This is a genomic window from Micromonospora sp. H33 (assembly GCF_052068455.1).
Classification (GTDB): Bacteria; Actinomycetota; Actinomycetes; order Mycobacteriales; family Micromonosporaceae; genus Micromonospora.
This window is the reverse complement of the sequence record NZ_JBQHDE010000004.1, coordinates 122,302-148,617: the sequence shown is the minus strand read 5'-3', so window position 1 is coordinate 148,617 and position 26,316 is coordinate 122,302. Positions and strand designations below refer to the sequence as shown.

At 74.8% G+C, this 26,316-nt stretch carries 26 protein-coding genes and 3 tRNA genes; 15 read left to right on the top strand and 14 right to left on the bottom strand.

All coding sequences use genetic code 11. The features are described 5' to 3' along the window. Positions 1–70 precede the first annotated feature (70 nt). Complete coding sequence (locus tag ACTMS0_RS12485; protein WP_441155303.1) at positions 71–1,126, top strand: GNAT family N-acetyltransferase; 1,056 nt, start codon at positions 71–73, stop codon at positions 1,124–1,126. Positions 1,127–1,263: 137 nt separating this feature from the next. Here the strand turns inward: ACTMS0_RS12485 and ACTMS0_RS12480 are convergent, their stop codons facing one another. From ACTMS0_RS12480 to bioB, 5 genes are all read right to left on the bottom strand, one after another. Further along, positions 1,264–2,829, bottom strand: a complete 1,566-nt coding sequence (locus tag ACTMS0_RS12480; RefSeq protein ID WP_441155302.1) for an aldehyde dehydrogenase family protein — start codon at positions 2,827–2,829, stop codon at positions 1,264–1,266. A gap of 376 nt (positions 2,830–3,205) precedes the next feature. Beyond that, complete coding sequence (locus ACTMS0_RS12475) at positions 3,206–3,919, bottom strand: LPXTG cell wall anchor domain-containing protein (protein ID WP_441155301.1); 714 nt, start codon at positions 3,917–3,919, stop codon at positions 3,206–3,208. Positions 3,920–4,327: 408 nt separating this feature from the next. Beyond that, positions 4,328–4,834: a GNAT family N-acetyltransferase gene (locus tag ACTMS0_RS12470; RefSeq protein WP_441155300.1), complete on the bottom strand. Its 507-nt coding sequence runs from the start codon at positions 4,832–4,834 to the stop codon at positions 4,328–4,330. A 4-nt stretch (positions 4,835–4,838) separates the two neighbouring features. Continuing rightward, a complete protein-coding gene (gene bsaP, locus ACTMS0_RS12465; protein WP_441155299.1) occupies positions 4,839–5,111 on the bottom strand; it encodes a biotin synthase auxiliary protein BsaP in 273 nt (90 codons plus the stop codon). A gap of 7 nt (positions 5,112–5,118) precedes the next feature. Further along, a complete protein-coding gene (gene bioB, locus ACTMS0_RS12460) occupies positions 5,119–6,114 on the bottom strand; it encodes a biotin synthase BioB (protein ID WP_441155298.1) in 996 nt (331 codons plus the stop codon). A gap of 186 nt (positions 6,115–6,300) precedes the next feature. On the opposite strand from bioB, the gene ACTMS0_RS12455 reads away from it, so the two are divergent. After that, complete coding sequence (locus tag ACTMS0_RS12455; RefSeq protein WP_441155297.1) at positions 6,301–7,437, top strand: 8-amino-7-oxononanoate synthase; 1,137 nt, start codon at positions 6,301–6,303, stop codon at positions 7,435–7,437. Positions 7,438–7,460: 23 nt separating this feature from the next. Next, positions 7,461–8,165 (top strand): dethiobiotin synthase, encoded by a 705-nt coding sequence (gene bioD, locus ACTMS0_RS12450; RefSeq protein WP_441155576.1) that lies wholly within the window; start codon positions 7,461–7,463, stop codon positions 8,163–8,165. A gap of 59 nt (positions 8,166–8,224) precedes the next feature. Here the strand turns inward: bioD and ACTMS0_RS12445 are convergent, their stop codons facing one another. Then, a complete protein-coding gene (locus ACTMS0_RS12445; RefSeq protein ID WP_441155296.1) occupies positions 8,225–9,445 on the bottom strand; it encodes a cytochrome P450 in 1,221 nt (406 codons plus the stop codon). A 1-nt stretch (position 9,446) separates the two neighbouring features. Further along, entirely contained in the window at positions 9,447–10,115 is a 669-nt protein-coding gene (locus ACTMS0_RS12440; RefSeq protein WP_441155295.1) for a class I SAM-dependent methyltransferase, read from the bottom strand. Positions 10,116–10,264: 149 nt separating this feature from the next. Between ACTMS0_RS12440 and ACTMS0_RS12435 the strand changes: the two genes are divergently transcribed. Then, positions 10,265–11,116, top strand: coding sequence for a hypothetical protein (locus ACTMS0_RS12435; RefSeq protein ID WP_441155293.1), 852 nt, complete (start codon positions 10,265–10,267; stop codon positions 11,114–11,116). Positions 11,117–11,271: 155 nt separating this feature from the next. Further along, complete coding sequence (locus ACTMS0_RS12430; protein ID WP_441155292.1) at positions 11,272–12,420, top strand: alkane 1-monooxygenase; 1,149 nt, start codon at positions 11,272–11,274, stop codon at positions 12,418–12,420. A gap of 4 nt (positions 12,421–12,424) precedes the next feature. Here the strand turns inward: ACTMS0_RS12430 and ACTMS0_RS12425 are convergent, their stop codons facing one another. Both ACTMS0_RS12425 and ACTMS0_RS12420 read right to left on the bottom strand, forming a co-directional pair. Further along, entirely contained in the window at positions 12,425–13,000 is a 576-nt protein-coding gene (locus ACTMS0_RS12425; protein WP_441155291.1) for a TIGR03086 family metal-binding protein, read from the bottom strand. Positions 13,001–13,052: 52 nt separating this feature from the next. Beyond that, a complete protein-coding gene (locus tag ACTMS0_RS12420) occupies positions 13,053–13,655 on the bottom strand; it encodes a TetR/AcrR family transcriptional regulator (protein ID WP_441155290.1) in 603 nt (200 codons plus the stop codon). Positions 13,656–13,901: 246 nt separating this feature from the next. Here ACTMS0_RS12420 and ACTMS0_RS12415 point away from each other — a divergent pair. From ACTMS0_RS12415 to ACTMS0_RS12405, 3 genes are all read left to right on the top strand, one after another. After that, a tRNA-Gly gene (locus ACTMS0_RS12415) sits at positions 13,902–13,974 on the top strand. Between the two features lie 34 nt (positions 13,975–14,008). Next, positions 14,009–14,079, top strand: a tRNA-Cys gene (locus tag ACTMS0_RS12410). A 12-nt stretch (positions 14,080–14,091) separates the two neighbouring features. Continuing rightward, positions 14,092–14,166: transfer RNA gene (locus ACTMS0_RS12405), tRNA-Val, on the top strand. A gap of 76 nt (positions 14,167–14,242) precedes the next feature. Here the strand turns inward: ACTMS0_RS12405 and ACTMS0_RS12400 are convergent. The 3 genes from ACTMS0_RS12400 to ACTMS0_RS12390 are packed head-to-tail and all read right to left on the bottom strand — an operon-like array spanning position 14,243 to position 16,445. After that, entirely contained in the window at positions 14,243–15,118 is an 876-nt protein-coding gene (locus tag ACTMS0_RS12400) for an NAD(P)-dependent oxidoreductase (RefSeq protein WP_441155289.1), read from the bottom strand. Positions 15,119–15,129: 11 nt separating this feature from the next. After that, entirely contained in the window at positions 15,130–15,591 is a 462-nt protein-coding gene (locus tag ACTMS0_RS12395) for an anthrone oxygenase family protein (RefSeq protein WP_441155288.1), read from the bottom strand. Next, on the bottom strand, positions 15,588–16,445 hold the full coding sequence (locus ACTMS0_RS12390) for an LLM class flavin-dependent oxidoreductase (RefSeq protein WP_441155287.1): 858 nt from the start codon (positions 16,443–16,445) through the stop codon (positions 15,588–15,590). Before ACTMS0_RS12390 ends, ACTMS0_RS12395 begins: the two co-directional genes overlap by 4 nt. A gap of 197 nt (positions 16,446–16,642) precedes the next feature. On the opposite strand from ACTMS0_RS12390, the gene ACTMS0_RS12385 reads away from it, so the two are divergent. The 3 genes from ACTMS0_RS12385 to ACTMS0_RS12375 all read left to right on the top strand — a co-directional run bounded on the left by ACTMS0_RS12385 (position 16,643) and on the right by ACTMS0_RS12375 (position 19,849). Beyond that, complete coding sequence (locus ACTMS0_RS12385) at positions 16,643–17,788, top strand: nucleotide disphospho-sugar-binding domain-containing protein (RefSeq protein WP_441155286.1); 1,146 nt, start codon at positions 16,643–16,645, stop codon at positions 17,786–17,788. A 110-nt stretch (positions 17,789–17,898) separates the two neighbouring features. Next, positions 17,899–19,239, top strand: coding sequence for a phosphopantetheine-binding protein (locus ACTMS0_RS12380; protein ID WP_441155285.1), 1,341 nt, complete (start codon positions 17,899–17,901; stop codon positions 19,237–19,239). Continuing rightward, positions 19,232–19,849, top strand: coding sequence for a helix-turn-helix domain-containing protein (locus ACTMS0_RS12375; RefSeq protein WP_441155284.1), 618 nt, complete (start codon positions 19,232–19,234; stop codon positions 19,847–19,849). Before ACTMS0_RS12380 ends, ACTMS0_RS12375 begins: the two co-directional genes overlap by 8 nt. 508 nt (positions 19,850–20,357) lie before the next feature. On the opposite strand, the gene ACTMS0_RS12370 is transcribed toward ACTMS0_RS12375, so the two are convergent. Next, on the bottom strand, positions 20,358–21,440 hold the full coding sequence (locus ACTMS0_RS12370) for a beta-ketoacyl synthase N-terminal-like domain-containing protein (protein ID WP_441155283.1): 1,083 nt from the start codon (positions 21,438–21,440) through the stop codon (positions 20,358–20,360). Further along, the gene (locus ACTMS0_RS12365; RefSeq protein ID WP_441155282.1) at positions 21,437–22,759 is read right to left on the bottom strand and encodes a beta-ketoacyl-[acyl-carrier-protein] synthase family protein; all 1,323 of its coding nucleotides are present in this window, start codon (positions 22,757–22,759) and stop codon (positions 21,437–21,439) included. Before ACTMS0_RS12365 ends, ACTMS0_RS12370 begins: the two co-directional genes overlap by 4 nt. A gap of 244 nt (positions 22,760–23,003) precedes the next feature. Between ACTMS0_RS12365 and ACTMS0_RS12360 the strand changes: the two genes are divergently transcribed. From ACTMS0_RS12360 to ACTMS0_RS12345, 4 genes are read left to right on the top strand one after another with little or no spacing between them, the layout of a single operon-like run. After that, a complete protein-coding gene (locus tag ACTMS0_RS12360) occupies positions 23,004–23,339 on the top strand; it encodes a TcmI family type II polyketide cyclase (RefSeq protein ID WP_366597785.1) in 336 nt (111 codons plus the stop codon). Next, positions 23,332–23,787 (top strand): cupin domain-containing protein, encoded by a 456-nt coding sequence (locus tag ACTMS0_RS12355; protein WP_441155281.1) that lies wholly within the window; start codon positions 23,332–23,334, stop codon positions 23,785–23,787. The genes ACTMS0_RS12360 and ACTMS0_RS12355 overlap by 8 nt, the downstream gene beginning before the upstream one ends. After that, positions 23,784–25,061 carry a beta-ketoacyl-[acyl-carrier-protein] synthase family protein gene (locus tag ACTMS0_RS12350; protein WP_441155280.1) on the top strand — a complete coding sequence of 426 codons (1,278 nt, stop codon included), beginning with the start codon at positions 23,784–23,786 and terminating at the stop codon, positions 25,059–25,061. Before ACTMS0_RS12355 ends, ACTMS0_RS12350 begins: the two co-directional genes overlap by 4 nt. Further along, positions 25,058–26,278 carry a ketosynthase chain-length factor gene (locus ACTMS0_RS12345; RefSeq protein WP_441155279.1) on the top strand — a complete coding sequence of 407 codons (1,221 nt, stop codon included), beginning with the start codon at positions 25,058–25,060 and terminating at the stop codon, positions 26,276–26,278. The genes ACTMS0_RS12350 and ACTMS0_RS12345 overlap by 4 nt, the downstream gene beginning before the upstream one ends. Positions 26,279–26,316: the final 38 nt, after the last annotated feature.

Here is a 26,316-nt window from a genome sequence, read left to right as displayed (position 1 = left end):
AGCCGTCACCACAGGGCAACCGGCCGGCAACAGCCAGCGGCGAGGGTCGTACGGGGGAAGGGAGCGAACCATGACGCTGTGGCGAATCCGGGCCACCGTGGACGACCGGCCGGGTTACCTGTCGGTCCTCACGGCGAGCCTGGCCTTGCGTGGGGTCAACATCCTCACGGTGCAGGTCCACACCACGGAGCGGGGCGCGGTCGACGACTTCCTTGTCGACGCCCCCGACGCACTCGACGAGGCCGACCTCGTCGCCGCCGTGGAACGGGGGCGGGGCCGCGACTGCTGGGTGACACGAAGCGAGGCGCGCGGGCTGGCCGACCAGCCGACCCGGGTGCTCGGGCTGGCGACCCGCCTGGTGCGGGACCCGGACGCGACCGGGGAGGCGCTGCGGACCCTGCTCGCTGCCGACTCGGTCACGTGGCGGCCGTCGCCGGCCGGGCCCCGACCGGGGATCACCCCGTCCACCATGCTGCTGGCCGATCCGGGCGGCGGGTCGTACGAACTACGGCGCGTGGCGCCCGGGTTCACCCCGGCCGAGTACGCCCGGGGGCAGGCCCTGGTCGAGCTGGCGGCGACCGTCGCGCGCCGGGCCGCCGAGCAGGTCACCCTGGTCCTGCCCGACGGCTCGGAGCTGGGCGTACGCCCGGCGACCGGCGACGACCTGCCGGGCGTCGTCGAGCTGCACGAGCGGTGCTCGGCGCGCAGCCGGCACCGGCGGTACCTGGGCGGCGCGGCCCTGCCCGCGCCGGCCCGGATGCGCCGGCTGCTCGAACCGGCGCGCGGCGTCACCCTCCTCGCCACGGCCACCGGCGCCGGCGGAGCGGTGGAGTCGGTGGTGGCGATGGCCAACCTCCTCGCCGAGGGGGACGTGGCCGAGGTGGCGCTGCTGGTGCGCGACGACTGGCAGCGCCGCGGGCTCGGCTCGGCGCTGCTGAGCCGGCTCGTGCGCCACGCGGAGCGGGCCGGGTACGCGGCCCTGGTCCTGCACACCCAGGCGGAGAACACGCCGATGCTGCGGACGGTCCGCCGCCTGGGCCGGCCGGCCCCGGTGGACCGGGACGGGTCGCTGCTCACGCTGACGATGCCGCTCTCGGTGACGGCGGTGGGGCGGGCTCGTGTCTAGGCCGCCGGGCCGCGGTGCGCGGCCCGGTCACGCCGGTCCCCGATGACCGGCACGGCGGCCGACTCCCGGTGCGGGAGACGGTGAAACGGCGGGGCTCCCGGTGCGGGAGCCCCGCCCACCGCTGTCGCCGACCGGTCTCAGGTGGCGGGGTAGCTGCTGTAGTCGGGGAAGTTGCCGTAGAGGCGGCCGTCGCCGCCGACCGTGACCGCCTGCACCAGCAGGTCGCCGCCGACGAAGGCGCCCTTCCACGAGGCGCCCCGGCCGCCGAACGGCTCCTCCCGGTCGCCCCGCGAGCGCGGCTTGTTGATGCCCACCTTGAACGCCTGGAGGTCGACCGCGAGCTTCGCCGCCTCGTCTTGGTCGTCGCAGGCCAGCGAGGCGACCAGCGCGCCGTTGGAGGCGTTCATCGCGGCGAGCAGCTCGTCGGTGGTGTCGACGACGACGATCGTGTCGACCGGGCCGAACGGCTCGGCGTGCATCAGCCGGGACCGCCCGGGCGGGGCGAGCAGCACCGACGGCGCCACGTACGCCGAGGTGTCCTGCCCGTCGAGGAACGGCGCCCCGTCGAGCCGGCCCCGGTACAGCGGGACGGCGCCGCCCCGGACCGCCTCGTCGACCTTGCGGCGCAGCTCGTCGGCCTTGGCGGCGCTGATCAGCGGGCCGAAGTCCAGCTCGGGGAGCGGGTCACCGGCCGACCAGTCGTCGCCGACGGCGAGCGGGTGGCCGAACCGGACCGACCGCACCACGGGCAGGTACATGTCGAGGAACTGGTCGACCAGCTCCCGCTGGACGACGAAGCGGGGGTACGCGGTGCAGCGCTGCTTGCCGTACTCGAAGCCCTTCTTCAGGTGGCCGGCGAGCAGGTCCCACTGGGAGAAGTTCCAGATGCCCCAGGCGTTGAGGCCCTCCTGCTCGATGAAGTGCCGCTTGTCGGTGTCGAGCAGCGCCGCAGCCACCTTGCCGCCGTTGGAGCGTCCGCCGACGAACGCCACCGCGCCGATCTCGGGGGCGCGGACCAGCACCTCGGACAGCTCCTCGCCGCTGCCGGACAGCAGCGTGGCGGGGAGGCCGGCGCGGCGCATCAGGGCGTGCGCGACGGTGAGGCAGACGGCGCCGCCCTGCGACGGCGTCTTGGCGATCACCGCGTTGCCGGCGAGCAGCTGCACCAGCTCGGCGTGGACGAGGACGCTCATCGGGTAGTTCCACGACGCGATGTTGCTGACCGGCCCGGGCAGCGGTTCCCGCCCGTCGGCCAGCATCCGGTCGATCTCCCCGACGTACCACCGGACGCCGTCCAGGGCCCGGTCGACGTCGGCGCAGGCGAGCCGCCACGGCTTGCCGATCTCCCACACGAGCAGGAGGGCGAGCAGGTCGCGGTGCGCGGTGAGGGCGTCCAGGGCGTCGGTGACCCGGGCCTTCCGGTCGGCGAGGGAGGTTGCGGCCCAGTCCCGGTGGGCGGCGGCGGCGTGCGCGACGGCGGCGCGGGCGGTCGCCGCGTCCAGCCGCGGCAGGTTGACCAGGACGGTGTTGTTGACCGGGGTGCGTACCGCGGCGGGCGAGCCCACCGCCTGCCAGTCACCCTCGATCAGGTTGTGCAGGGTCAGGACGCCGTCGACCGGGGCACCGAAGGCCTCGGGCGCGGCGGCGGCCGCGCGGGCCAGGACGTCGGACCAGGCGGTTCCGTCGGCGAGTCGTAGAGCCATCGCGATCTCCTCAGGGTCGTCCGGGGAGCGGCGGCGTCCATGGCACCGCTGGTGTCGCGTACTGTCGCCCGCCGAAAACGGGGCCGGCAACAGTACGTTCGTATGTCAGGACGCGACGTCCGCGCCCGGCCGGCCTTCCGGCGCGTCACGCACCGTCGTTCATCAGCCTGACCTGGGCATACGTCGACAGTCTATCCATATCTCTCGATGATGTGATGAATCTCCGGGCGCCCTTGACCGGGTTACCGGTCAGTACGGTCGTGCTCCTCCGACGGATCAAACCTCTGTCGTGATCTTCCCCTCCCGGCCTCGAGGAGGGCTCGAAACGACGACCGGCCGCCGGGAGCCCCGGCGGCCGGTCGGATGGTGACTCGGGTCAGCTGGTGAAGGTGACCTTGTCGCGGCGCCGGCGCAGCACGGTGAGCGCCACGCCGCCGCCGATCAGGGCGAGGCCGGTCAGCGCGATGCTGGTGCCGGCGACACCGGTGATCGGCAGGCTGCCGTCGTCCTCACCGTCACCGCCGCCACCGCCGGTGCCGGGGGTCGGCGTGCCGGACCCACCCGGGGTGGACGGGTTCTCCGAGCCGCCCGGGTCGCCCGGCGTCGTCGGCACCGGGGTCGTGGGGGTCGGCGTCCCCGGGGTGTCGCCGTCGCCCGCGCAGGTGTGGCTCAGGTTGAACTTGTCGCCCTCCCCGCTGATCTCGGCGCTGCCGCCGACCAGCTGCCACCCGGCGGGGGTGAACACGTAGGCGTGCTTGACCTGCCCGTCCTCGCCGTTGTTGCTGAGGAAGTCCGGGATCGTGTCCGAGGCGTCCGGCACGTTGACGGTGACCGTCTCGGCGCCGTTCTTGAACTTCAGGGTGAGGCTCAGGAAGTCGCCGGCCTTGTTGGTCGGCAGGACGAAGTGCCAGCCGTCGTAGCCGTCGGGCAGATCGGCGAAGTTCTCGTCGCCGCACTGCTGCGGCTGGAACTCGCTCGCGAAGTCATTCGTGTGATCGGGGTGGAGCGGAATGGTGCTTGAGGCCCAAGCCGGGGTGGCGAGGGTGAGGCAGGCCGCGGCGGCGGCACCGGAAACGGCCGCGCGCGCCACGCGCCGACGCTGTGGCATGAGGATTCCTCCGGGAGGGGGGGGCGAGAGTCAAGGCATGATCGCTAAAGGGTCACGGTGGGCGACATCAGACGAACGTCCGACCTTTGTTGACCTGCTGGTCCGATCTTCCGTAGCTCGCGGATTCGTCACGCTACGCAGGCGTGTCGATGTAACGCGACCGGCTCCTCCGGCGCTGCACCGGTCTCGATCATGGGCAGTCTTCACCAGTGGGTGACGCGATGATTGCAGTGTCGGGCACTCCGGGAACGCTCGCGGCCCATGGGTTCGCCCCACGACCACCGTCGGCGGCCGGGCGTCCCTGCCGCGCTGGCCGGCTTCCCGGCGGCCGGCGACGCCCGTCGAGGCCGGGAAACGCAGGATCCGGTCGCCCGGGGTCCCGAAATGTCGTCAGTCGGCCAGTTCGTCGGCGAGGAGGTCCATCAGGAGCGCGTCGTGCCAGCGGCCGTCCTCGCCGCGCTCGTACCGACGCAGCACGCCGACCGGGCGGAAGCCGACCTTCGCGTACGCGCGGATCGCCGCCGAGTTGGCCGCCGCCGGATCGATCGTGAAGCGGTGGTGGCCGTGCTCGTCGATCAGGTGCCGGGCCAGGGTACGGATGGCGTCTCCGCCCAGCCCGGCGCCGCGTACCGAGGGGTCGAGGAAGATGTCCATGCTGGCGTGGCGGTAGTCGGGGTCGTCCTCGGCGTACCACTGGATCGCGCCGACGACATGGCCGTCGTGCTCGACCGCGTACACGGTCAGGTCGTCGTCGGCGAGGTCGGCGCGCACCGCGGCGGCGAGGTCGTCGTCGCCGCGCCACCAGCGCCGCACCTCGGGGTGGGCGCGGATGGCCGCGAGGGCGGGCACGTCGGCGGCCGTCGCCGGCCGCAGGGTCACCGCCCGGCCCCGCAGCACCGCCTCAGCCCCGGATCTCGCCGTGCGCGACGCAGACCGCCGACCAGCCGACCGGCAGCACCTGCACCTTCATCCGTCGCCGGCAGTGGGTGCAGTACCGCGGCGGCTCCAGATCGCGGGCGGCCCGGCAGGCCAGGTGGTCGCCGGCGCCGGCAGGCTCGCCACAGCGGTCGCACCAGACGACAGCCGCGCCCTGCGCCGACGTGCCGCTCGCGGCCGGCGAGCCGACGCCCGGCTGCGCCGGGCCGGTCGCGGCCGTCGCGTCGCTCCTCGTCACCGCGGGCTCACAGGGTCGCGGAGAGGGCCTTGACCGGCATCTTCAGGTCGTCGAGGAGCTTCAGGTCCTCGGTGGCCGGGCGGCCCAGCGTCGTCAGGTAGTTGCCGACGATCACCGCGTTGATGCCGCCGAGCAGGCCGTCGCGGGTGCCGAGGTCGCCGAGGGTGATCTCGCGGCCGCCCGCGTACCGGAGGATCGTGCGCGGCATGGCGAGCCGGAAGGCGGCGATGGCGCGCAGCGCGTCCTTGCCCTCGACCACCGGACGGTCGCCGAGCGGGGTGCCGGGGCGGGGGTTGAGGAAGTTCAGCGGGACCTCGTGCGGGTCCAGCTCGGCGAGCTGGGCGGCGAACTCGGCCCGCTGCTCGACGGTCTCGCCCAGGCCGAGGATGCCGCCGCAGCAGACCTCCATGCCGGACTCACGGACCATCCGCAGCGTCTCCCAGCGCTCCTCCCAGCTGTGGGTGGTGACGACGTTCGGGAAGTACGAGCGGCAGGTCTCGAGATTGTGGTTGTAGCGGTGCACGCCCATGTCCACCAGCTCGTCGACCTGCTCCTGAGTGAGCATGCCGAGCGAGGCGGCCACCTGGATGTCGACCTCCGCCTTGATCGCGGCGACACCCTCGCGCATCTGCTTCATCAGCCGCGCGTCCGGGCCGCGGACGGCGGCCACGATGCAGAACTCGGTCGCGCCGGTCTTCGCGGTCTGCTTCGCCGCCTCGACCAGGGACGGGATGTCCAGCCACACCGAGCGCACCGGCGAGGTGAACAGGCCCGACTGGGAGCAGAAGTGGCAGTCCTCCGGGCAGCCGCCGGTCTTCAGCGAGACGATGCCCTCGACCTCGACCTCCGGGCCGCACCAGCGCATCCGTACCTCGTGGGCGAGCTGGAGGGCGGCGGGCAGGTGCTCGTCGGGCAGGTTCAGCACGGCGAGGACGCCGGCCTCGTCGAGGCCGACGCCGTTCTCCAGCACCTGGGAACGGGCCTGGTCGAGGATCTCTGGCATGGCCCGTACCCTACAAGGCCGCTCCGGCGGGGGAAACGGCCGCGCGGCGCCCCCGAGTGCGGCACGAGCGGGAGTGGAGAGCCACGCCACGCAGGCCCGCGCCACGCCGGGGCCGCTGTGGCCAGGTGGTACCTTCGCCCCGGCGCGAGGCGCCCGACGGGCGGGTGCCGCGGGATGGGAGTGGCGGTGGCGGACTGGCTGGCGGCGCTGGATCGCCGTGCCGACCTGCGGGCCAAGGCGGGGCTCACCCGCACGCTTCGCCCGCGCTCCGCCGGCGACGCCGTGGTCGATCTCGCCGGCAACGACTATCTCGGCCTGTCGACGCACCCGGAGGTCACGGCCGCGGCCGTCGCGGCGGTGCAGGCGTACGGGCTGGGGGCCACCGGGTCGCGGCTGGTACGCGGTTCCACCGACACCCACCATGCCCTCGAGGACGACCTGGCCGACTGGCTCGGCACCGACCGGGCACTGGTCTTCTCCTCCGGCTACCTGGCCAACCTCGGTGCGGTCCGGGCGCTCGTGCAGCCGCGCACGCTGCTCGTCTCCGACGCGCACAACCACGCCTCGCTGATCGACGGCTGCCGGATCTCCGGCGCGGAGACGGTGGTGACCCCGCACGCCGACGTCGCCGCTGTACGCGCCGCGCTCGCCGCCGCGCCCGGCCGGCCCGCGGTGGTGGTCACCGAGTCGGTGTTCTCCGTCGACGGGGATCTCGCCCCGCTGGCCGAGCTGCACGCGGTCGCCCGCGCGCACGGCGCGCTGCTGCTCGTCGACGACGCCCACGCGCTCGGCGTGACCGGCCCGGGCGGCGCCGGCGGAGTGGCCGCCGCCGGCCTGGCCGGTGAGCCGGACGTGATCGTCACGGCCACCCTGTCGAAGGCGCTCGGCGGCGCCGGCGGGGTGGTCGCCGGCCCGGCGGAGTTCGTCCGCCACCTGGTGGAGACGGGCCGGACGTTCATCTTCGACACCGCGCTACCGCCGGCGGTGGCGGCCGGCGTGCGGGCGGCCGTCGGGCTGGCCCGCGCCGGTGACGACCTGCGGGCGGAGCTGGCCGAGCGGGCCGGTCTCGCGGTCCGCCGGCTGCGCGCCGCCGACCTGACCGTGTCGGCGCCCGACGCCGCGGTCGTGTCGGTCACCGCGCCCGGGCCGGAAACGGCCACCGCGTGGGCGGCCGACTGCCGGGACCGGGGCGTGGCCGTCGGCTGCTTCCGCCCGCCCTCCACCCCGGACAGCCGGTCCCGGCTCCGCCTGACCGTCAGTGCCGGCGTGCCCCGGGCGGACTTCGAGCGGGCCCTGGAGGTCATCGTGGAGTGTGCTCCGTGAGCGGGTCGCCCTGGCGTGGTGCCGTGCTGGTGACCGGCACCGACACCGAGGTCGGCAAGACCGTGGTGACCGCGGCGATCACGGCCGCCGCGCAGGCCGCCGGGCTGCGCGTCGCGGTGGTCAAGCCGGGCCAGACGGGTACGGCCACCGGCGAGCCCGGTGACGTCGACACGGTCACCCGCCTCGCCGCGCCGCTCACCGGCCGTACGTTGGCGAGCTTCCCGGAGCCGCTCGCCCCGCTGGCGGCGGCCCGGGTCGCCGACCTGCCGCCCCTGGAGCTGTACGCGGCGGTCGACGCCGTCCGCGAGGAGACCGACAAGCACGACCTGGTGCTGGTCGAGGGGGCCGGCGGGCTGCTCGTACCGATGGGGTTGCGGCCCTCGGGCGAGCCGTGGACGGTGGCCGACCTGGCGGTCTCCCTCGGCTGCCCGGCCGTGGTGGTGGCGCGGGCCGGCCTCGGCACGCTGAACCACACCGCGCTCACCCTGGAGGCGCTGGAGCGCCGGGCAGTGCCGGCGGGTGTGGTGGTCGGCGCCTGGCCGACGGATCCGGAGCTGGTGCACTGGGCCAACCTCACCGACCTGGTGCCGCACCTGCTCGGCGCGGTCCCGGCCGGGGCCGGCGCGATGGATCCGGGCGTGTTCCGGCGGTCCGCACCCGGCTGGTTCACCCCGTCGCTGTACGGGGTGCTCGACGACTGGCGCGCCTGGGCCGAGGAGATCAGCTGAGTCGTCAGCGGCTCCCGTAGGGGCGAGGCGGGCGCCATTCCGGGGTGGGGCCGGCGGTGTCAGTGTGCCGGCATGGTCCTTCCGCCGCCTGCCGTCGTCCGCGCAGGTCCGGGTCGGCCGACGACGAACGCGTCGGGCATGCGGAAGGTGAGGTTGTCCGGGCACCAGGGTGCGCGCAGCACCGTCACGTCGTCGAGCAGTGGCGTCACCTGCTCGACGACCACCGCCGCCTCCATCCGGGCGAGGTGGTCGCCGACGCAGCGGTGGGCGCCCGCCCCGAAGGCGAGGTGCCGGCGCGAGCCCCGCTGACCGGGCCGGAACTCGTCGGGTGCCTCCACCGCGGCCGGGTCGCGGCCGGCGCGGGCCAGCCACAGGACGATGCTGGTTCCCGCCGCCACCGCCGTACCGCCCAGCGTGGTGTCCGCGGCGGCGACCCGGCGCCAGGTCACGATCGGCGGCTCCAGCCGCAGCCCCTCCTCGACCACGTCGGCGACCGCGACGGTGCCGGCGCGCAGGCCGGCGCGGACGGTCGGCTCGCCGGCCAGCCGGTGCAGCAGCAGCGTGAGGAACTGCGACGTGGTCTCCTGGCCGGCGACCAGCAGGAAGAACAGCGCCCCGACCACCACGTCGGGCGGGTGTCCGGCATCGCGCAGTGCCCCGGCGAGCCCGCCGCCGGTGGCGGCGAACTCCCGCAGCACCCGGTGGAACCGCCCGACCTCCTCGGCGAGAGCCAGCTGGCGGTCGGCGTCGAGCGGGGCCCAGAAGAGTTCGAGGGCGGCCCGCGCGAACTCCTTCACCGCGCCGACCGGGGCGTCCGGCAGCTCCACGAGGCGGGCCAGCACCAGCAGCGGCAGGTCGGCGGCCAGGTCGGCGTAGAGGTCGGCGGGCGTGCCGGCGTCGAGGGCGGCCCGGATGGCGGCCACCCGCTGCCCGACCAGATCGGTGAGCCAGGGCCGCTGGGCGGCCACCTTCGCCGGGTGCAGGGCGTCGGCGACGACCGCGCGGATCGCCGGGTGGCTGGCGCCGCCGTTGTTGGCGAGCGTCGCGGGCAGCCGGAAGCGGTGCCCGGCGAGCACCCGCAGGGCGGCCACCGGGACCGGGGTGACGGCGTCGAGGGCGTTGTCCGGGCGGTACGTGAGCGGGTCGGTCAGCACCTGCCGGACCAGCGCGTGCCGGGTCACCACCAGGTGCTCGACGCCCACGTGGTCGGCGACGCGGGCCACGTCCGGCCACCGGGCGTCGGCCGGCTCCGCCCAGCTCCGGAACAGCACGCCGGACACGCTAGCGGGCCGCCCCCGGCAGCCCGGGCCGCAGCCGCCACACCGTGGTGCGCTTCACCCGTACGCTCTCCAGCGTCTCGGGGACCGGCACGTCGTACGTGGCGACCTCGTCGAAGCGGTCGCGGGGCAGGAACGCCCGACCGGGGTCGCCGACCAGCACCGTCGCGCCGGCCCGGGCGGCCTTCAACAGGAAGCGGAGCACCCGTTTCGCCATCACATCGCTGTAGAAGACGTCGCCGGCGAGCACGACCTCGGCGCCGCCCGCGTCGCCGTCGAGGATGTCGCCCAGCTCGGCGTCGAGGCGTACCCCGTTGGCCTCGGCGTTGAGCGCGACGGCCGCGACGGCGAGCGGGTCGACCTCGACGGCGCGGACCCCGGCGGCGCCGGCGCGGGCCGCGGCGATGGCGACCAGGCCCGACCCGGAGGCGAGGTCGAGCACCCGTCGCCCGGTGATCAGCTCGGGGTGGTCGGTGACGTACCGGGCGAGCGCCTGCCCGCCGGCCCAGGCGAACGCCCAGAACGGGGGCGGCTGGGCGCTGCGGAACTCGCCCTCGGTCAGCTCCCACAGCCCGACCGCGTCGTCGGCCTGGTGCAGTCGCACCTCGGGGACGAAGGCGACCGGCGCGAGGCGTGCGTGCAGCCGGACGAAGGCGGTGGCGAGTTCGGACACCGGCAGATTCTCCCGCAGGCCCGGCGACCGGCGTGTCGCGGGGAGGGCGTGACCGGTTCACCACGCTGGGTGAAATCACCCGGCGTGCTTGGCGGTCCGTGCGAACACGCCCGTCTACCGGCTGCCTCCGGGCGCTCCTAGCGTCTCTCGTGGAGGCGACCGACGGGAGGGCGGAGAAGGTGACGTTGTGGCGGTACGTGTTGCGGGCCGGGGTGGTGCTGGCCTGTCTGACCGCGGTGTGCCTGGTCGCGCCGACGCCCGCGTCGGCGGCCAACAGCACCGAGTTGAGCGGCCTGCCCGACGAGTTCCGGGCCGGTGACCGGGTGGCGACGGTCTCCGCAGTGGTCCGGCGTGACCAGGGCGGCTGCGTCAAGGTCCGCTGGTCGATGGTGCTGCGGGTGTCGGGCCTGCGGCTCGACCAGGTCCAAATGGACCGGGTCGAGGAGACCGGGTCGTTCCCGCTCGATGTCCGCACCGACGGTGACGTGGCCCGGCTGACCGACCGGCAGCTCGATCCCGGGACGCTCTGCCCGGACCGGACGGTGACCGCCAAGTACCGGGTGGCGTTCGCGGAGGACGTCACCCGCGGGCGGGTCACACTGGAGGCGGAGGCGTACGACCCGGACCTGCGCCTGCTGGCACGGCAGAGCGCGACCCGGACGGTGGTCGGGCCGGCCGTGGCGTCGCCGAGCGAATCGGCGGAGGCGTCCGAGGCGCCGGCCGATCCGAGTGAGCCGGCGGTGGAGGAGACCGGCGAGGAGGTGCCCGCCGAGGACGGCGTCGCGGAGGTGCCGCCGGCCGCCGGGGCGGGCCGCCCGGTCGCGCAGTCCGGTGGCTTCGGTGCGGTGCAGGCCGCCTTCCTGCTGGGTGGGCTGCTGCTCTCCCTCGGCCTCGGGCTGCTGTTGCGCCTGCGGCACCTGACCCGGACGGCGGGCGACGACGCCGGGTCGGCCCGGGGGCGCGCGTCGCGCCGGTCGCGGGGGTGGGCGGGGGGACGCTGATCGGGGGCCGCCGGGGGTGGTGACCTGCCGTGCCACCCCCGGCGGACGTCCATCCGCATGGAACGGATTCGACTTTACAAAATACCGACCCTTGTAAAACGGCGTGACGGCTGCCACAGTCAGGAGGGAGACCGGCGAGAGATCGGAGGTCGGCCATGGCCGTCGACGCGACTGTCACCCCCAGCGCCTGGCGGGACACCCGCAAGCCACTCTGGCCGCTGGCGCTGCTCGTCCCCGCGCTGCCCTTCATCGCCTGGCTGTCTTGGCGGGGCGCCGAGGCCGGGTGGGCCTGGTGGATCACCCCGGCCGTCGTGTTCGGGTTGATCCCCGTCGTCGACCTGTTGATCGGCGACGACCGGCGCAACCCGCCGGAGGAGGCGGTGCCGCGGCTCCAGGCGGACGGCTACTACCGCTGGCTCACCTACCTGTACCTGCCCGCCCAGTACGCCGCCCTGGTCCTGTGCTGCGCCGTCTGGGCCGATGGCGGCCTCTCCCCGCTGGCCGCGGCGGGTCTGGTCGCGACCGTCGGGATCGTGAACGGGATCGCCATCAACACCGCCCACGAGCTGGGCCACAAGCGGGAGACCATGGAGCGCTGGCTCTCCAAGGTGGCGCTGGCGCCGACCGGGTACGGGCACTTCTACGTCGAACACAACCGGGGTCACCACACCCGGGTGGCCACCCCGGAGGACCCGGCCAGCTCCCGGCTGGGGGAGAGCTTCTGGGCGTTCTGGCCGCGTACCGTCTGGGGCAGCCTGCGGTCGGCCTGGCGGCTGGAGATCGGCCGGTTCCGCATCCGCGGCCGCAGCCCGTGGACGTGGCGCAACGACATCCTCAACGCCTGGGCGATGACGGTGGTGCTCCACACGCTGCTGGTGGTCGCGTTCGGCCCGGGCGTGCTGGTCTTCCTGGTGCTCCAGGCCGTGGTCGGGTTCAGCCTGCTGGAGGCCGTGAACTACCTGGAGCACTACGGCCTCGCCCGGCAGCGCACCTCCGCCGGCCGGTACGAGAAGGTCGACCCGCGGCACAGCTGGAACAGCGACCGTACGGTCACCAACGTCTTCCTCTTCCAGCTCCAGCGGCACAGCGACCACCACGCCAACCCGCTGCGGCGCTACCAGACGCTGCGCAGCTTCGACTCCTCGCCGCAGCTGCCGGCCGGGTACGCGACGATGGTGGTCGCCGCGCTGGTCCCGCCGGTGTGGCGGCGGGTCATGGACCACCGGGTGCTCGCCCACTACGGCGGCGACCGGACGCTCGCCAACGTCCACCCGCCGGCCCGGCCCCGCCCCCGGAAGGGGTGACGGCCTACGGCGCCCAGTCGGGGTCGCGGCCGAACGCGGCGATGAGCTGGTCCTGCGTGTCGGCGTCGGCCGCCACCTCGACCCCCGACCGGGTGAGCTGGCCCCGCTGGTAGTAGTCCATCCGCTCGCGGAACCACCGGGCGCACTCGGCCACCGCGTCGGCGTCCAGGCGCGGGTCGGCGCCGATCGCCACCGCCAGGTCCCATCCGTGTACGAGGTGCTCCGCCATGAGCTGGTGCAGGTACTCGTCGGCCGGCGTCGGACCGGAGGAGAGGTCGACGGTGGTCTCCAGCGCCGAGGGGCGGGCGAAGGCCAGCTCCGCCTGCGCCGCCGCGTCCCGGGCCGCGGCCACCGGGTCGCCGTCGAGCTGGTCGCCGTCGTACCGGTCACCCACCTCGGCGATCGTGCGTCCGGCCATCAGCGCCACGCTCCACCGGTCCTCGCCGACCACGTGGTTGACCAGCGTCCGGACGTCCCAGCCCGGGCAGGGGGTCGGCGCCGCCCACTGGCCCGGACCGACCTGCGCCACCCGGTCGGTGAAGTCGGCGAGGCTGCGACGGTACGTCTCGAGCAGGTCCATGCCCGGATTGTCCCGCCCCGGGTCCCCCGCCACCGCCGGTTTCCCGCACCCCTCAGTCCAGCTGGGCCGGGTCGAGCCCCAGCTCCCGGGCCGTCACCAGGCGGACCCACTCGGTGAACTGCCGGCGGGAGATCACCCGGTCGTGCACCGCGAGCTGCACGGCGAGGCCGTCCATCACCGCGCTGATCCGCCAGGCGGCGCCGTCGGGGTCGGCGCACTCGAAGGTGCCGTCGCGGACTCCCGCCGCGATCACCGCGGCCAGGTCCTGCCGCCAGCGCAGGTCCAGCCGGCGGGAGACCTTCTCCAGCTCCGGCGTGCGCAGCGACTCGGCCCAGCCGTCGATCCACAGGGACCAGGAGATCGGGCGGCCGGCCGGGGTGTAGAGCTTGACGATCCGCCGCAGCTTCGTCAGCGGCGGGGCGCCGGAGCGCATCACCGCGTCCAGCCGGGCGAGATCCTGCTCGACGGCGTACGCGAACGCCTCGGCGAGCAGCCGGTCCTTGGTGGCGAAGTGGTAGAAGACCAGTGCCTGGCTCACCCCGGCGGCCTGGGCCACGTCGGAGGTCCGGGTGTTGGCCAGGCCGCGTTCCACGATCACGTCACAGGCCGTGCGCAGCAGGGCATCCAGGCGGATCTCGGCCGCACGTCTCGTCACGTCCGTTACGGTAGTACATCGCAACGGACACGGGCCGTTACCGACCAGCGCGGATGTGGCGCGCAAACAGTCGGAAGTCGGACAGTTCGTCGGAGGGCCGTGACGATGCGTCTCGGCCGGCGCCGGCCGACCGTCCCGACGGCCGGTCACCCGGTCCGGCCGAACGACGCGCCGGGGGGCCCGAGTTGGCAACCGCTCGCCGGCTCGGCTAGAGTTCTCATCCGTCACCGGGAACGCCGGGGGCATGCGGACGTAGCGCAGCTGGTAGCGCATCACCTTGCCAAGGTGAGGGTCGCGGGTTCGAATCCCGTCGTCCGCTCGGAGATGCCGCCACGCATGACGGGGGCAACCTCGGTGGGGTGGCCGAGAGGCGAGGCAACGGCCTGCAAAGCCGTGTACGCGGGTTCAAATCCCGTCCCCACCTCGGCACGGACGAGGGCGATTGGCGCAGTGGGAGCGCGCTTCCTTGACACGGAAGAGGTCACTGGTTCAAACCCAGTATCGCCCACCAGCGGAAACGAGCCCGGCACCACGGTGCCGGGCTCGTCGCTTTCCACCGCCGGGCCGCGGCGCTGCCCGGCTCCCGGTCAGCGCACGGGGGAGCGGGGCTCCGCGACGACGGCGGCGTCCTTGTCGCCGTCCCCGGCCCGCACCGCCTCGGTGAACCGCTCGGCCGCGCAGGCGGTCACCGCCAGGCCGACGCCCCGGGCGTCCGCCTCGTCGACGGCCAGCCGCAGGTCCTTCGCCATCAGGTTCACCCGGAACTGCGGGGGCTCGTAGCTGCGGTTGCGCACCATCTCCGCCCGGAACGCCAGGGTCGGCGAGCTGAACCCGCTCGCGGTGAGGGCGGCGAGGAACCGCTCCCGGTCCAGGCCGCTGCTCTCCACGAACGCCACCGCCTCGGCCAGCGCGGCGACCTGGTTGCCGAGGATCAGGTTGAAGGCCAGCTTCAGCGTGCTCGCCGCGCCGACCGCGCCGACGTACCGGATCTCCTGCCCGAGCGTGGCGAGGACGTCGTGCGCCTCCTCCACGCCCGACCGCTCACCAGCGGTGAAGATCCGTAGCTTGCCCGCCTGCGCCATCGGCGGGTTGCCGAGGACGCACGCCTCGATCCGCCGCACGCCCACCCGCGCCAGGCGCTCGCTGGCCTCGGCCGAGTACGCGGGCGACAGGGTGGACGTGTCCACCACCAGCGTGCCCGGTCGCAGGTAGCCGAGCATCTCCCCGAACAGCACCTGCTCCACGGCGTGCTGGTCGCTGAGGCTCAGCACGACGATCCGGGCGTTCTCCACGGCCTCGCCGCTGGTGGCGGCGACGCGCGCGCCGGCCTCGGCCAGGGGCGCGGCCTTCGCCGCCGTCCGGTTGTGCACCACGAGGGGGCGGCCGGCGGCGCGCAGGCACCGCGCCATGCCGGCGCCCATTCCGCCCAGCCCGACGAAGGCCAACTCTCGGTCGTGACTCATCTGTGGTCCTTTCAGAAGGCGGTCACGGCGAGGCTGTTCGCCGTGAAGGCGACGAGCGCCAGGGCGGTCCGCAGCAGGTGCCAGCGCCGCCAGACCGGGCGCGGGTCGGCCCAGTCGGTCGGGATGGCCGCCGGGTCCGTCCGGTGTACGCGCCGGTTGATCGGCACGTTCCGGAAGTGCGAGACCACCGACACCCCGAGCAGGCACACGGCGGCCACCACGATCAGCGCCCGGGGCGTCGACGCGGTCGTGCGGAACGCGAGCCAGAGGTCCAGCAGGGTGGTGCCGAGGACGATCAGCGGCATCGTCGGGTCCCAGTTGCGACCCAGCAGGGTGTGTGCCTGCACGTACCGGTCGGGGGTCATCGCCGCGAGCGCCGGGACGGTGCTCAGCGCCACGGCGAAGAGCACCCCAGCCACCGTGCCGCTGCCGAGCAGCACCAGGACGTGCAGCGCCTCGGTCACCGCGCTCACCCCAGGACGGCGTCGGCGATCAGGTCCGCCTGCGCCGGTTCCGGGACGCACGGGAAGAGGATCAGCTCGTCGCAGCCCACCGCGCGGTAGTCGGTGACGAACGTCCGCAACTGCTGCGCGTCCGTGAGGACGCTCTTCACCGCGATGTCGGCCTTCCAGCCGAGGAAGCCGTAGTAGTCGCGCAGGTACGTGCCGGCCCGGTCGGCGGCGCCGGGGCCGAGGGCCACGTACGCGATGGCGACCAGCCGGGGCCGGTCGGTCCGCCCCGCCGCCCGCCACGCCTCCCGGGCGCGGCCGGCGAGCTCGTCGTACCCGCTGGCGGAGCTGCCGCCGGCGATCCACCCGTCGCCGTACGCGGCGGCCCGCCGCATCGCCGCCGCCGAGTGGCCGCCGACCAGCAGCGTCGGCCCGCCGTCCGGGCAGCGCGGGCCGGGCACCAGGGCCTCCGGGCCGCCGTCCCACGACCGCCGCAGCTCGCCCAGCAGCGCGTCGAGGCGTCGGCCCCGCTGCTCGTACGGGGTGCCGCAGGCCTCGAAGTCGTCCGGCCGGCCGCCGGCCGCCGCACCGACCACCAGCCGCCCGCCGGAGAGCCGGTGCAGGCTGGCCAGTTGCTTCGCCAGCAGTGCCCGGTCACCCCGGTAGGCGGCGATGAGAATGGTGGTGGTCAACCGGATCCGGCTGGTCGCGCCGGCCGCCGCGGCCAGCGTCATCAGTGGCTCGTAGCCGTCGTACATCAGCCGGTCCAGCACCCCGAGGGAGGCGAAGCCGTGCTCCTCGGCACGGCGCGCCCAGGTGAGCAGATCCGCGCCGGCGATCCCCGGGATCATCGTCGGCAGCCCGATGCCTAGCTCCATGTCACCCTCTCGCGTCCGGCGGCAGGCGTTCAGGGGAACCCAACACCAGTGCGCTGGTCGCTCGCTGGCGGCGCGGCGGGCGGGCGGGGCGAGCCGGACCGGATGCTCGAGCCCGGCTCGACCGTCGACCCGCCCCGGGCGGCGCGGGTCGAGCGGTCGTGGAGGGCCCGCCCAGCCGGCGGTGCTGCCATGGGGCGATGCGGATCCTCTTCACCACCTGGGCGTGGCCCTCGCACCTGTACGCGATGGTGCCGCTCGCCTGGTCCTGCCGTACCGCCGGGCACGAGGTCCTGGTGGCCAGCCAGCCGGCCCTGACCGACGTGGCCCTGCGTACCGGTCTGCCGTTCGCCCCGGTCGGGCGCGACGTCGACGCGGAGGCGGCGTTCCGCGAGATCCTCGCCACGCCGCCCGGCGCCAACGGCGGCGGGCCGCGCGTCCTGCGCCTCTTCGCCGAACTGGCCGACGCGATGCTGGACGACCTGGTCGGCCTGGCCCGGCGCTGGCAGGCGGACCTGCTGGTGTTCGAGCCGAGCGCCTTCGCCGGGCCGGTGGCCGCCGCCGCGGTGGGCGTACCGGCGGTCCGGCACCTGTTCGGCACCGACCTGCTCGGCGGCCGGGCGGGGAAGTTCCTGCCGGCCGTGCTCGACCCGCTCGGCGCCCGGTACGGGCTGACCGGTGTGGACCCGTTCGGCGTGGCCACGGTCGACCCGTACCCGGCCGGCCTCCAGCTCCCGCAGGTCGGCTCGCGGCGGCTGCCGGTGGGCCAGGTGCCGTTCAACGGCCCGGGCGTCGCACCCCCGCCGCTGCCGGAGCCGGGCGCGCGTCCGCGGGTCTGCGTCACCTGGGGTACGACGATGGGTCGCCTCGGTCCGGACTACTTCCTCGCCGGGACGGTGGTGCGGGCGCTCGCCGACCTGGACGTGGAGGTCGTGGTCGCGGTGACCCCCGACCAGCGCGACCTGCTCGGGCCGGTGCCCGACGGTGTGCAGGTGGTGGTCGGCTCGCCGCTGCACCTGGTGCTGCCCGGCTGCGCGGCCGTGGTCGCCCACGGCGGCGCGGGGTCGCTGCTCACCGCCGTGTCGTACGGGCTGCCGCAGGTGCTCGTGCCCCGGCTGCCCGACCACACCCGGCACGCCGCCCGGCTCGCCGAGACCGGGGCCGGCCTGGTGGTGCCGGCGAAGGACGCCGACCCGGCGGCGGTGGTGGCGGCCCTGCGGCGGGTGCTGGACGAGCCCGGGTACCGGGAGGCGGCCGACCGGCTGCGCCGGGAACTGACCGCCCAGCCGTCGCCCGGACAGGTGGTGGCGGAGCTGGAGCGGCTGGTGGTTGCCGCCCCCCGCTGACCGGGCGGTCGACCACGGTGCGAGCGGTGGTGGATCCCGCCCTGTGACCCTCGGCGGGCGTCCGGACCGGGACACGCGACGACGAGTACGAGACGTACGGGAGTGACCGAATGAATTCCACACCCCAGTTCGAGCACGAGTCCTTCGCCCGGCGGCACCGGGGGGGCATGCTGCTGGAACGGCACGGCATCGACCTCTACCCGCACCCGTTCCTCGGGTTCACGCTCGCCCCGGGCCTGCGGTCGGACATGCTGAACACCGACGACGCGGGGTTCCGGCTCTCCGCCTCCCCGTACGGCACGGTGGACTCGGCGAGCTGGCTGGCCGCCGGCGGCGGCGGGATCCTGCTCGGCAACTCGGTGGCCCTCGCGCTCGCCGCGTCGTCGGACTCCACCACCGTGGCGTCGTACCTGGCCGGGCTGACCGGGGTGCGGCAGCTCAACCTGGGCCTGTGCGCGGCCGTCTCGCTCCAGGAGCTGGTGGCCGCGATGCCGTTCCTGGAGAAGGCGTCCACCGTGGTCGTCATCGGCGGCGGCCCGGACTTCGTGAACCTGGTCGGCTCGCTGACCCCGGACAACCTCTACGGCACGGTGTCGTACGAGCGCACCTTCGACGACCTGACCCAGGTCCCGCTGTTCGACCTGGCGGTGCTGGCCGCGGGCAAGACGGTGCCGGACCTGGACGCGGTCCGCCGTCCCCGCACCACCACACCGGCCTGGGACCTCGCCCAGGTGCGCGACCGGATGGAGGTGGCGGCGGCACGCCGGCTGCGGGACCTGCGGGTGCTCGCCAAGGCCGTGCCCGCCGGCACCCGGGTGCTCCTCTGCCTCCAGCCGCTGGCCTCCACCCGTACCCGCGACATCACGCCCGAGGAGCGGGCCCGCTACGACTTCGACGCACCCGTCTTCGGCATCCTGCACAGCGCGATCGAGGAGAACTGGAAGGCGTACGCCGACCTGCTCGCCGCCGGCTGCGCCGAGCTGGGAGTGTCCTTCCTGGACCTGGCGGCGGACCGCTTCGTCGGCGACTCGTTCGCCGACACCGTGCACCTCACCGACGCCGGCAACCGGCAGGCCGCCGAACTGATCCAGGCGGCGCTGGGCGGCGGGAGCGGCACGGCCGTCGTACCGTCGCCGCGGGTCGCGGCCGAGCCGGCGCCGAAGGTGACGGCCGCGCCGGTGGCGAACGCCGGGGCGGACGACGACCGGACGGCGCAGCTCGCGGCCGTCGTGACGGAGATCCTCGAACTGGATCCCGGGCAGCTCACGCCCGACGGCGACTTCATCAACGACTACGGCGCAGACTCCATGCTGGTCATCGACATCCTGGCCCGGATCGAGGTGGACATGGGGGTCCGCATCCCCGACGCCGACATCCCCAAGATGACGAGCCTGGCGGCGGTGGTTGCCCTGGTCGAGGAGAACGTCGGTGAGACGGAAGCGGTTGCCTGAGCCTGTGCAGCCGGCGGGCGGCGTCGTACGGACCGGCCCGCCCGTGCCGTCCCGGGGACCGGGCCGGGTCGTCCTGGCCGGGGAGTGGTCCGCGTCACGGGCCACGGCGCTGCGCGCGCTGCTCACCGTCGTCGACGACCCCTGCTCCCCGGTCGACTGGCTGCTCGTCGCCGTTGGCGCCGGGCCACCGCCGCCCGGCGCGCTGCGCGGGCCGGCGCAGCCCCGCCGCCCCCGGGTGGCCGTCGTCGACCCCGGCTGCCGGTGGCCGGAGGGCGCGGACAGCGACGTCTACCTCGCCGGGGACGTCGAGCCGGCGGAACTGGTAGCCGCGCTGCGGCTGGCCGGCACCGAGTTCACCATCCGCCGGGTGGCGACGCCGGCGCGGCGGGAGCTCCCGGCCAGGCTGACCGGCCGCGAGGTGGAACTGCTGCGGGCGCTCTGCGCCGGCCTCGGCAACGACCAGATCGCCCGGCAGCTGCACATCTCGCGCAGCACGGTGGAGTTCCACCTCACCCGCATCTTCCGCAAGCTGGAGGTGTCCAGCCGCGCCGAGGCCATCGTCCGGGCCCTGCGGCACGACCCCGGGCTGGCCACCGCCGCCCACCGCTAGGTGAGGCGGCGGCGGCCCGGCCCGCGCGCGCCGGTTCGTGCCCACCTGTTCCGCGGGCTGGCTGCCCGCGGCGCGCGTCTGCGCGCCGCCCGCCTGCGGGGCCGAGCCATGTCGGGCCGGATCGAGCCGGTCGGGACACTGTCGAGCTGCCCCGTCTGTGCGACCACTCGAAACTCGCCCTCCCGGACCGCGATCTCGACCGCCAGCACGGCCCCCATGGGCTGCCCCATTCATGAGGGCAGCTCGACAGCGTGACAGCGCACAGGGCAGGCCGACGGAGCGTCCTGCGGCCCGGGCAACGGTCGGGAGCGGCGGGCTTCGTATCGGTCCGGTTCGGCCTCCGGGAGCCGGCCCCCTGGGGAGCCGAGCTGCGGCCAGGTGCCAACCATCAGCACCCGCCCCCGGAGCCGGCACGTCGAGGTCCGTCGACCGGAGCCGGCACGTCGAGGTCCGTCGGCCCGCAGCCGGCTCGTCGGGGGTCAGCCGACCGGAGTCGGCTCGTCGGGAGTCAGCCGACCGGGGTTGGCACCCGGGCGCCGGGGGCCAGGACCGCGCAGGCCACCTGGCCGTCGGGGTCGATGGACGTGACCAGGGTGACGCCGGCCGGGGGCGCCGCCGCGGCCTCAGCGATCGCGTCGGCCTCGACGATGGCCGCGGCGACGCCGAACGCCGCCGACGCGCCGTACGTGTCGCCGACCCGCGCCGCCGGGTCCAGCACGGGTACGCCCGGCACGACGTCGGCGAGGACCGCCGTCTCGTCGTCGGCGTAGCGGCCCGGAGCCGAGGCGCCCCGGACGACCGTGGCCACGTCCCCGGCGGTGACGCCGGCCTGGGCCAGCGCCCGGGTCACGGTGCGATGCAGCGCCGCCCGCCCCTCGTCCGGGTCCGGGAAGAAGCCGGCGGTCAGCGCCAGCGGGGTGGCGAGCACCCGGCGGCCGCCCCGTTCGGCCGAGTCGGCGGTCTCCACCAGGAAGACGCAGCAACCCTCCCCGGGCAGCGCGGTGGCCCGGTCGGCGGCCGACTCCAGCCGCAGCCGACGCGGGCTGAGCGCCTCGAACGCGCCGGCCAGCACCGCGTCCGCGCGGCCGGCCGCGACCAGCCGGCGGGCGCAGCCCAGGGCGGTGAGCCCGCTCGCCCGGCCGGACGTGACGGTGACGTTCGGGCCGCGCAGGTCGAAGCGGATGGCGGCCTGGCTGCTGGTGTAGTTCATGATGCCCGGCGGCATCAGGTTGTGGTCGATGAAGTGCGGCTTCGCCCCGGCCAGCGAGCCGCCGGAGACCGCCAGGTACGAGTCGAGGCTGGCCAGCGCGCTGCCGAGGACCACGCCGCGCCGGGCGGCGGGCACATCACCCAGGTCGTACGCGGCGAGCAGGGCGCCGACCGTGCCGACGGCGAGGGCGGACGAGCGCTCCTTGAGCCGGACCCGGCGGTTGGGGGTGAAGTCGTCGCCGGTCAGCTCGGGCAGCCGGGCGACCGGCGGGTCCTCGCCGGGGCTGGCGGCGGGCCGTGCGGCGCGCCACCCGGCGACGAACGGCCCGGTCCCGAGACCGAACGGCGACACGACCGCCAGGCCGGAGATGACCACCTTCATACGTCGACTCCTTCTGCCTCGGGGTGCGGGCCGGCGGGGCCGCGCAGCACCAGGGAAGCGTTGTTGCCGCCGAAACCGAGCGAGTTGACCAGCGCGGTACGGACGGCGGCCGGCCGGGCCACGTTCGGTACACAGTCGACCTGGCACTCCGGGTCCGGCACACGGAAGTTCACCGTGGGCGGCAGGAACTGGTGCTGCATCGCGAGCAGCGCGGCGATGGCCGTGTGCGCGCCGACGGCGCCCATCGTGTGGCCGATCATCGACTTGACGCCGACCACCGGCGGCGGGGGCCGGTCGCCGAAGATGTCGCGGATGGCACCCACCTCCATCGGGTCGCTGGCCCGGGTGCCGGTGGCGTGGGCGAAGATCACGTCCAGCTCGGCGGCGTCGACCCCGGCGTCGGCCAGGGCGCCCGCCATGCACTCGGCGACCCGTTCCCGCACCGGGGCGGTCGGGTGGTCGGCGTCGCAGTTGAGGTGGAGGCCGAGCACCTCGGCGAGGATCGGGGCGCCGCGCCGCCGGGCGTGGTCGAGGCTCTCCAGGACCAGCATGGCGGCGCCCTCGCCCCACATCGTGCCGTCGCGTTCCCGGTCGAACGGCCGGCACCGCTCGTGGGCCATGGCGCCCATGCGGACGAAGCCGGCGAACGCCATCCGGTTGACCGCGTCGGCGCCGCCGCAGATCGCGTACTCGGCGTCGCCGGAGCGGATCGCGTCCACGCCGTAGCTGATCGCGTAGTTGCCCGCCGCGCAGGCGGTGGGAATGGTCAGGGTCTCCACGTCCCGCAGGTCGAGCTCGGCCGCGGCGGCGGTGGCGAGGCGTCCGGGCTGGAGCAGCCGGGCGAGGTCCGCGGGCGGCACGGCGTCCGGCTCGCGCAGCTCCACCTCGGCGAGCGCGTCGAGGTCCAGCGACTGTCCGCACGTGGTGCCGACCGCGATCAGGCCGGCCTCGTCGCGGACGCCGGCGGGGTCGAGGCCGGCGTCCCGGACCGCCATCCGGGACGCCGCAGCGGCGAGGGCCGCCACCTGGCCGCTGCCCTTCGGGTCGAGGCGTTCCAGCACGGACGCCGGGTCGAAGTCGGTGACCTCGCAGGCGTGTTCGTGCGGGAAACCGGCGGCGTCCCATTTGCTGATCGGTTTCGCGCCGCACCGTCCCGCGCGGAGGCCGGCCAGGAATTCCGCCCGCCCCGATCCGATGCTGGAAATGACTCCGAAACCGGTGACGACGACCCGGCCGGCCGGATCGTCGCTCCAATTCTTCCCGTTCGCGTGGAAAACTCGGGGACTCGTCAACGCGGCCTCCGGAATGGGTGGGGACACCGGCCCCATTGTCAGCGGCCGAGGCGCCGGCAACCACTGGGTGAATCCCTAGTGGCGGGTGCGCGCACCGGCTCTCACCAGGCCGGCCGCACGATCCGTACGCCGCGCCGTCGAGCGGCTGTCGAGGCAGACGCGGGCCCGGGTACGCGGACCGCACCGGTGTCGCCGGCCCCGCCGAAGCGTCGAGCAGCGTTCGACCGTCCCTGTCGGAAGATGCCGCATCATCGGCGGCAACGAGTGAGAGGTGATTGGTGTGCATCGAACGCTGATCGTTGCCCGGATGGCCCCTGAGAAAGCGGACGACGTGGCCAAGATATTCGCCAGCTCGGACTCCACCGATCTGCCGCGGATGATCGGCGTCACGCGCCGTACGCTCTTCCGTTTCCACGACCTGTACTTCCACCTGGTGGAGGCCGACGAGGACATCTCGCCCCGGCTCTACCAGGCCCGGAGCCACCCCCTCTACGGGCAGATCAACGAGCAGCTGTCCCACCACATCCGGCCGTACGACCCGAACTGGCGCGAGCCGAAGGACGCCATGGCCGACCCCTTCTACGTCTGGGAGGCCCCCGGTGAGTGAAGTCGCGCAGACCCCGACCCGCGCGTTGCGGGTCTCCGCCCGTGACGTGCCGGCGAACCGGCGGCGCGGTGGGGACATCCGGGTGGTGCTCAGCCCGAAGACGGTGGGTTCCACCTCCGGCTTCATGGGCACCCTGACCCTCGCCCCGGGCGAGCACGTGACCGAGCACTACCACCCGTACTCGGAGGAGTTCCTGCTCGTCGTGGCCGGCCGGCTCACCGCGCGGGTGGAGGACGCCGGCGAGGTCGACCTCCTTCCCGGCGAGGGCCTGCTCGTGCCGATCGGCAAGCGCCACCGGGTGTGGAACGCCGGCACCGAGGAGGTGCGGGCCGTGTTCCACCTCAGCCCGCTCGCCCCCCGGCCCGAGCTGGGGCACGTCGACACCGAGGAGCTGCCCGCCGCCTCCGGCGGCGCCCCGGTCCCGGACGTGGGGGGCCCGCGCCGATGACCGGACACCGTCGGGTGGTCGTGACGGGCATCGGCGTGGTGGCGCCCGGGGGCATCGGGACCAAGGCGTACTGGGACCTGCTCACCGCCGGGCGCACCGCCACCCGTCCCATCACCCTCTTCGACGCCTCGCACTTCCGGTCCCGGATCGCCGCCGAGTGCGACTTCGATCCGGCCGCGAACGGGCTGAGTCCCCAGGAGATCCGCCGGATGGACCGGGCGGCCCAGTTCGCCGTGGTCTCCGCCCGCGAGGCGTGGGCGGACAGCGGGCTGGAGGACGCCGACGTGCCGCCGGAGCGGACCGGTGTGAGCATCGGCAGCGCGGTCGGTTGCACCACCGGGCTGGAGGAGGAGTACCTGGTCCTCAGCGACGGCGGCCGGCGCTGGCTGGTCGACCCCGGGTACGTGGTTCCGCAGCTGTACGGCTACATGGTGCCGAGCACCATGGCCACCGAGGTGGCCTGGACGGTCGGTGCCGAGGGCCCGGTGTCGCTGATCTCCACCGGGTGCACGGCCGGGCTGGACGCCGTCGGCAACGGGGCCAGCCTCATCTGGTCCGGTCGCGCCGACGTCGTCGTCGCCGGCGCGACCGACGCGCCGCTGTCGCCGATCACCGCCGCCTGCTTCGACGCGATCAAGGCCACCTCGCCGGACAACGACGACCCCGCCCACGCGTCCCGCCCGTTCGACGCGAAGCGGCGCGGGTTCGTCCTCGGCGAGGGGTCCGCCGTGCTGGTCCTGGAGGAGCGCGAGGCCGCGCGCCGTCGGGGCGCCCACGTGTACGCCGAGATCGCCGGCTACGCCAGCCGCAGCAACGCGTACCACATGACCGGGCTGAAGCCCGACGGCCGGGAGATGGCCGAGGCGATCCGGCAGGCCCTGGAGGCGGCCCGGCTCGACCCGTCGGACATCGACTACATCAACGCGCACGGTTCCGGCACCCGCCAGAACGACCGGCACGAGACCGCCGCGTTCAAGCGGGCGCTGGGCGACCGGGCGTACCGGGTGCCGGTCAGCTCGATCAAGTCGATGGTCGGGCACTCGCTCGGCGCGATCGGCTCGATCGAGGTCGCGGCGTGCGCGCTGGCGCTGGAGCAGCAGGTGGTGCCGCCGACGGCCAACCTGCACAACCCGGACCCGGAGTGCGACCTGGACTACGTGCCGATCACCGCACGCGAGCACCAGATGCGGGGCGTGCTCAGCGTCGGCAGCGGCTTCGGCGGCTTCCAGACCGCGATGGTCATCACCAAGGACCGCGGGGAGGACCCCCGATGAGCCGGACGGCCGTGGTGACCGGGATCGGCGTCACCGCCCCGAACGGGCTGGGCACCGAGGCGTACTGGGCGGCGACGCTCGCCGGCCGCAGCGGCATCGACCGGATCAGCCGTTTCGACCCGACCGGCTACCCGGTGCGGCTGGCCGGCGAGGTCCGCGACTTCGACGCCGCCGCGTACGTGCCGAGCCGGCTCATCCCGCAGACCGACAACTGGACGCATCTCGGCCTCACCGCCGCCGCGTGGGCCCTCGACGACGCCGGCGCCGACCCGGCGGCCTTCCCCGAGTACGAGATGGCCGTCGTCACCGCCAGCTCCTCGGGGGGTACCGAGTTCGGGCAGCGGGAGATCGAGCGGCTCTGGACGAAGGGCCCGTCGTGGGTCGGGGCGTACCAGTCGATCGCCTGGTTCTACGCGGCCACCACCGGGCAGATCTCCATCCGGCACGGGATGCGCGGGCCGTGCGGCGTGGTCTGCACCGAGCAGGCCGGGGCGCTGGACGCCGCCGGGCAGGCCCGGGCGCTCGTGCAGCAGGGGACCCGGCTGGTCGTCACCGGCGGCACCGACGCGTCGCTGTGCCCGTACGGGCTGACCGCGCAGCTCAGCAAGGGCACGCTGAGCGGCGGCGACGATCCGGGGCGGGCGTACCGGCCGTTCGACGCCGACGCCGGCGGCTACGTGCCGGGTGAGGGCGGCGCGATGCTGATCGTCGAGGACGCCGCCGACGCGCGGGCCCGCCGCGCACCGCAGGTGTACGGCGCGATCGCCGGGCAGGCGGCCACCTTCGACCCGCGGCCGGGTTCCGGGCGGGAACCCGGCCTGCGCCGGGCGATCGAGCTGGCGCTGGCCGACGCGGGCGTCGCCCCGGCCGACGTGGACGTGGTGTTCGCCGACGCGGCCGGTGTGCCGGACGCCGACCGGGCGGAGGCGGCGGCGATCACCGCCGTGTTCGGTCCGGCCGGGGTGCCGGTGACCGCGCCGAAGACGATGACCGGCCGGCTCTACGCCGGCGGCGCCGCGCTGGACCTGGCGTGCGCCCTGCTCGCCCTCCGGGACCAGGTGATCCCCCCGACCGTCGGGGTGGAGCGGCTGGCTCCGGGGTGCGACCTGGACCTGGTGCGGGACGTGCCCCGGGAGGCGCGGCTGCGCACGGCGCTGGTCGCCGCCCGCGGGTACGGCGGCTTCAACGCCGCCGCGGTCGTCACCGCGGCGGGCTGACCGGAGCGGCCGGCCGGGTGTGGAACCCGGACCGGTGT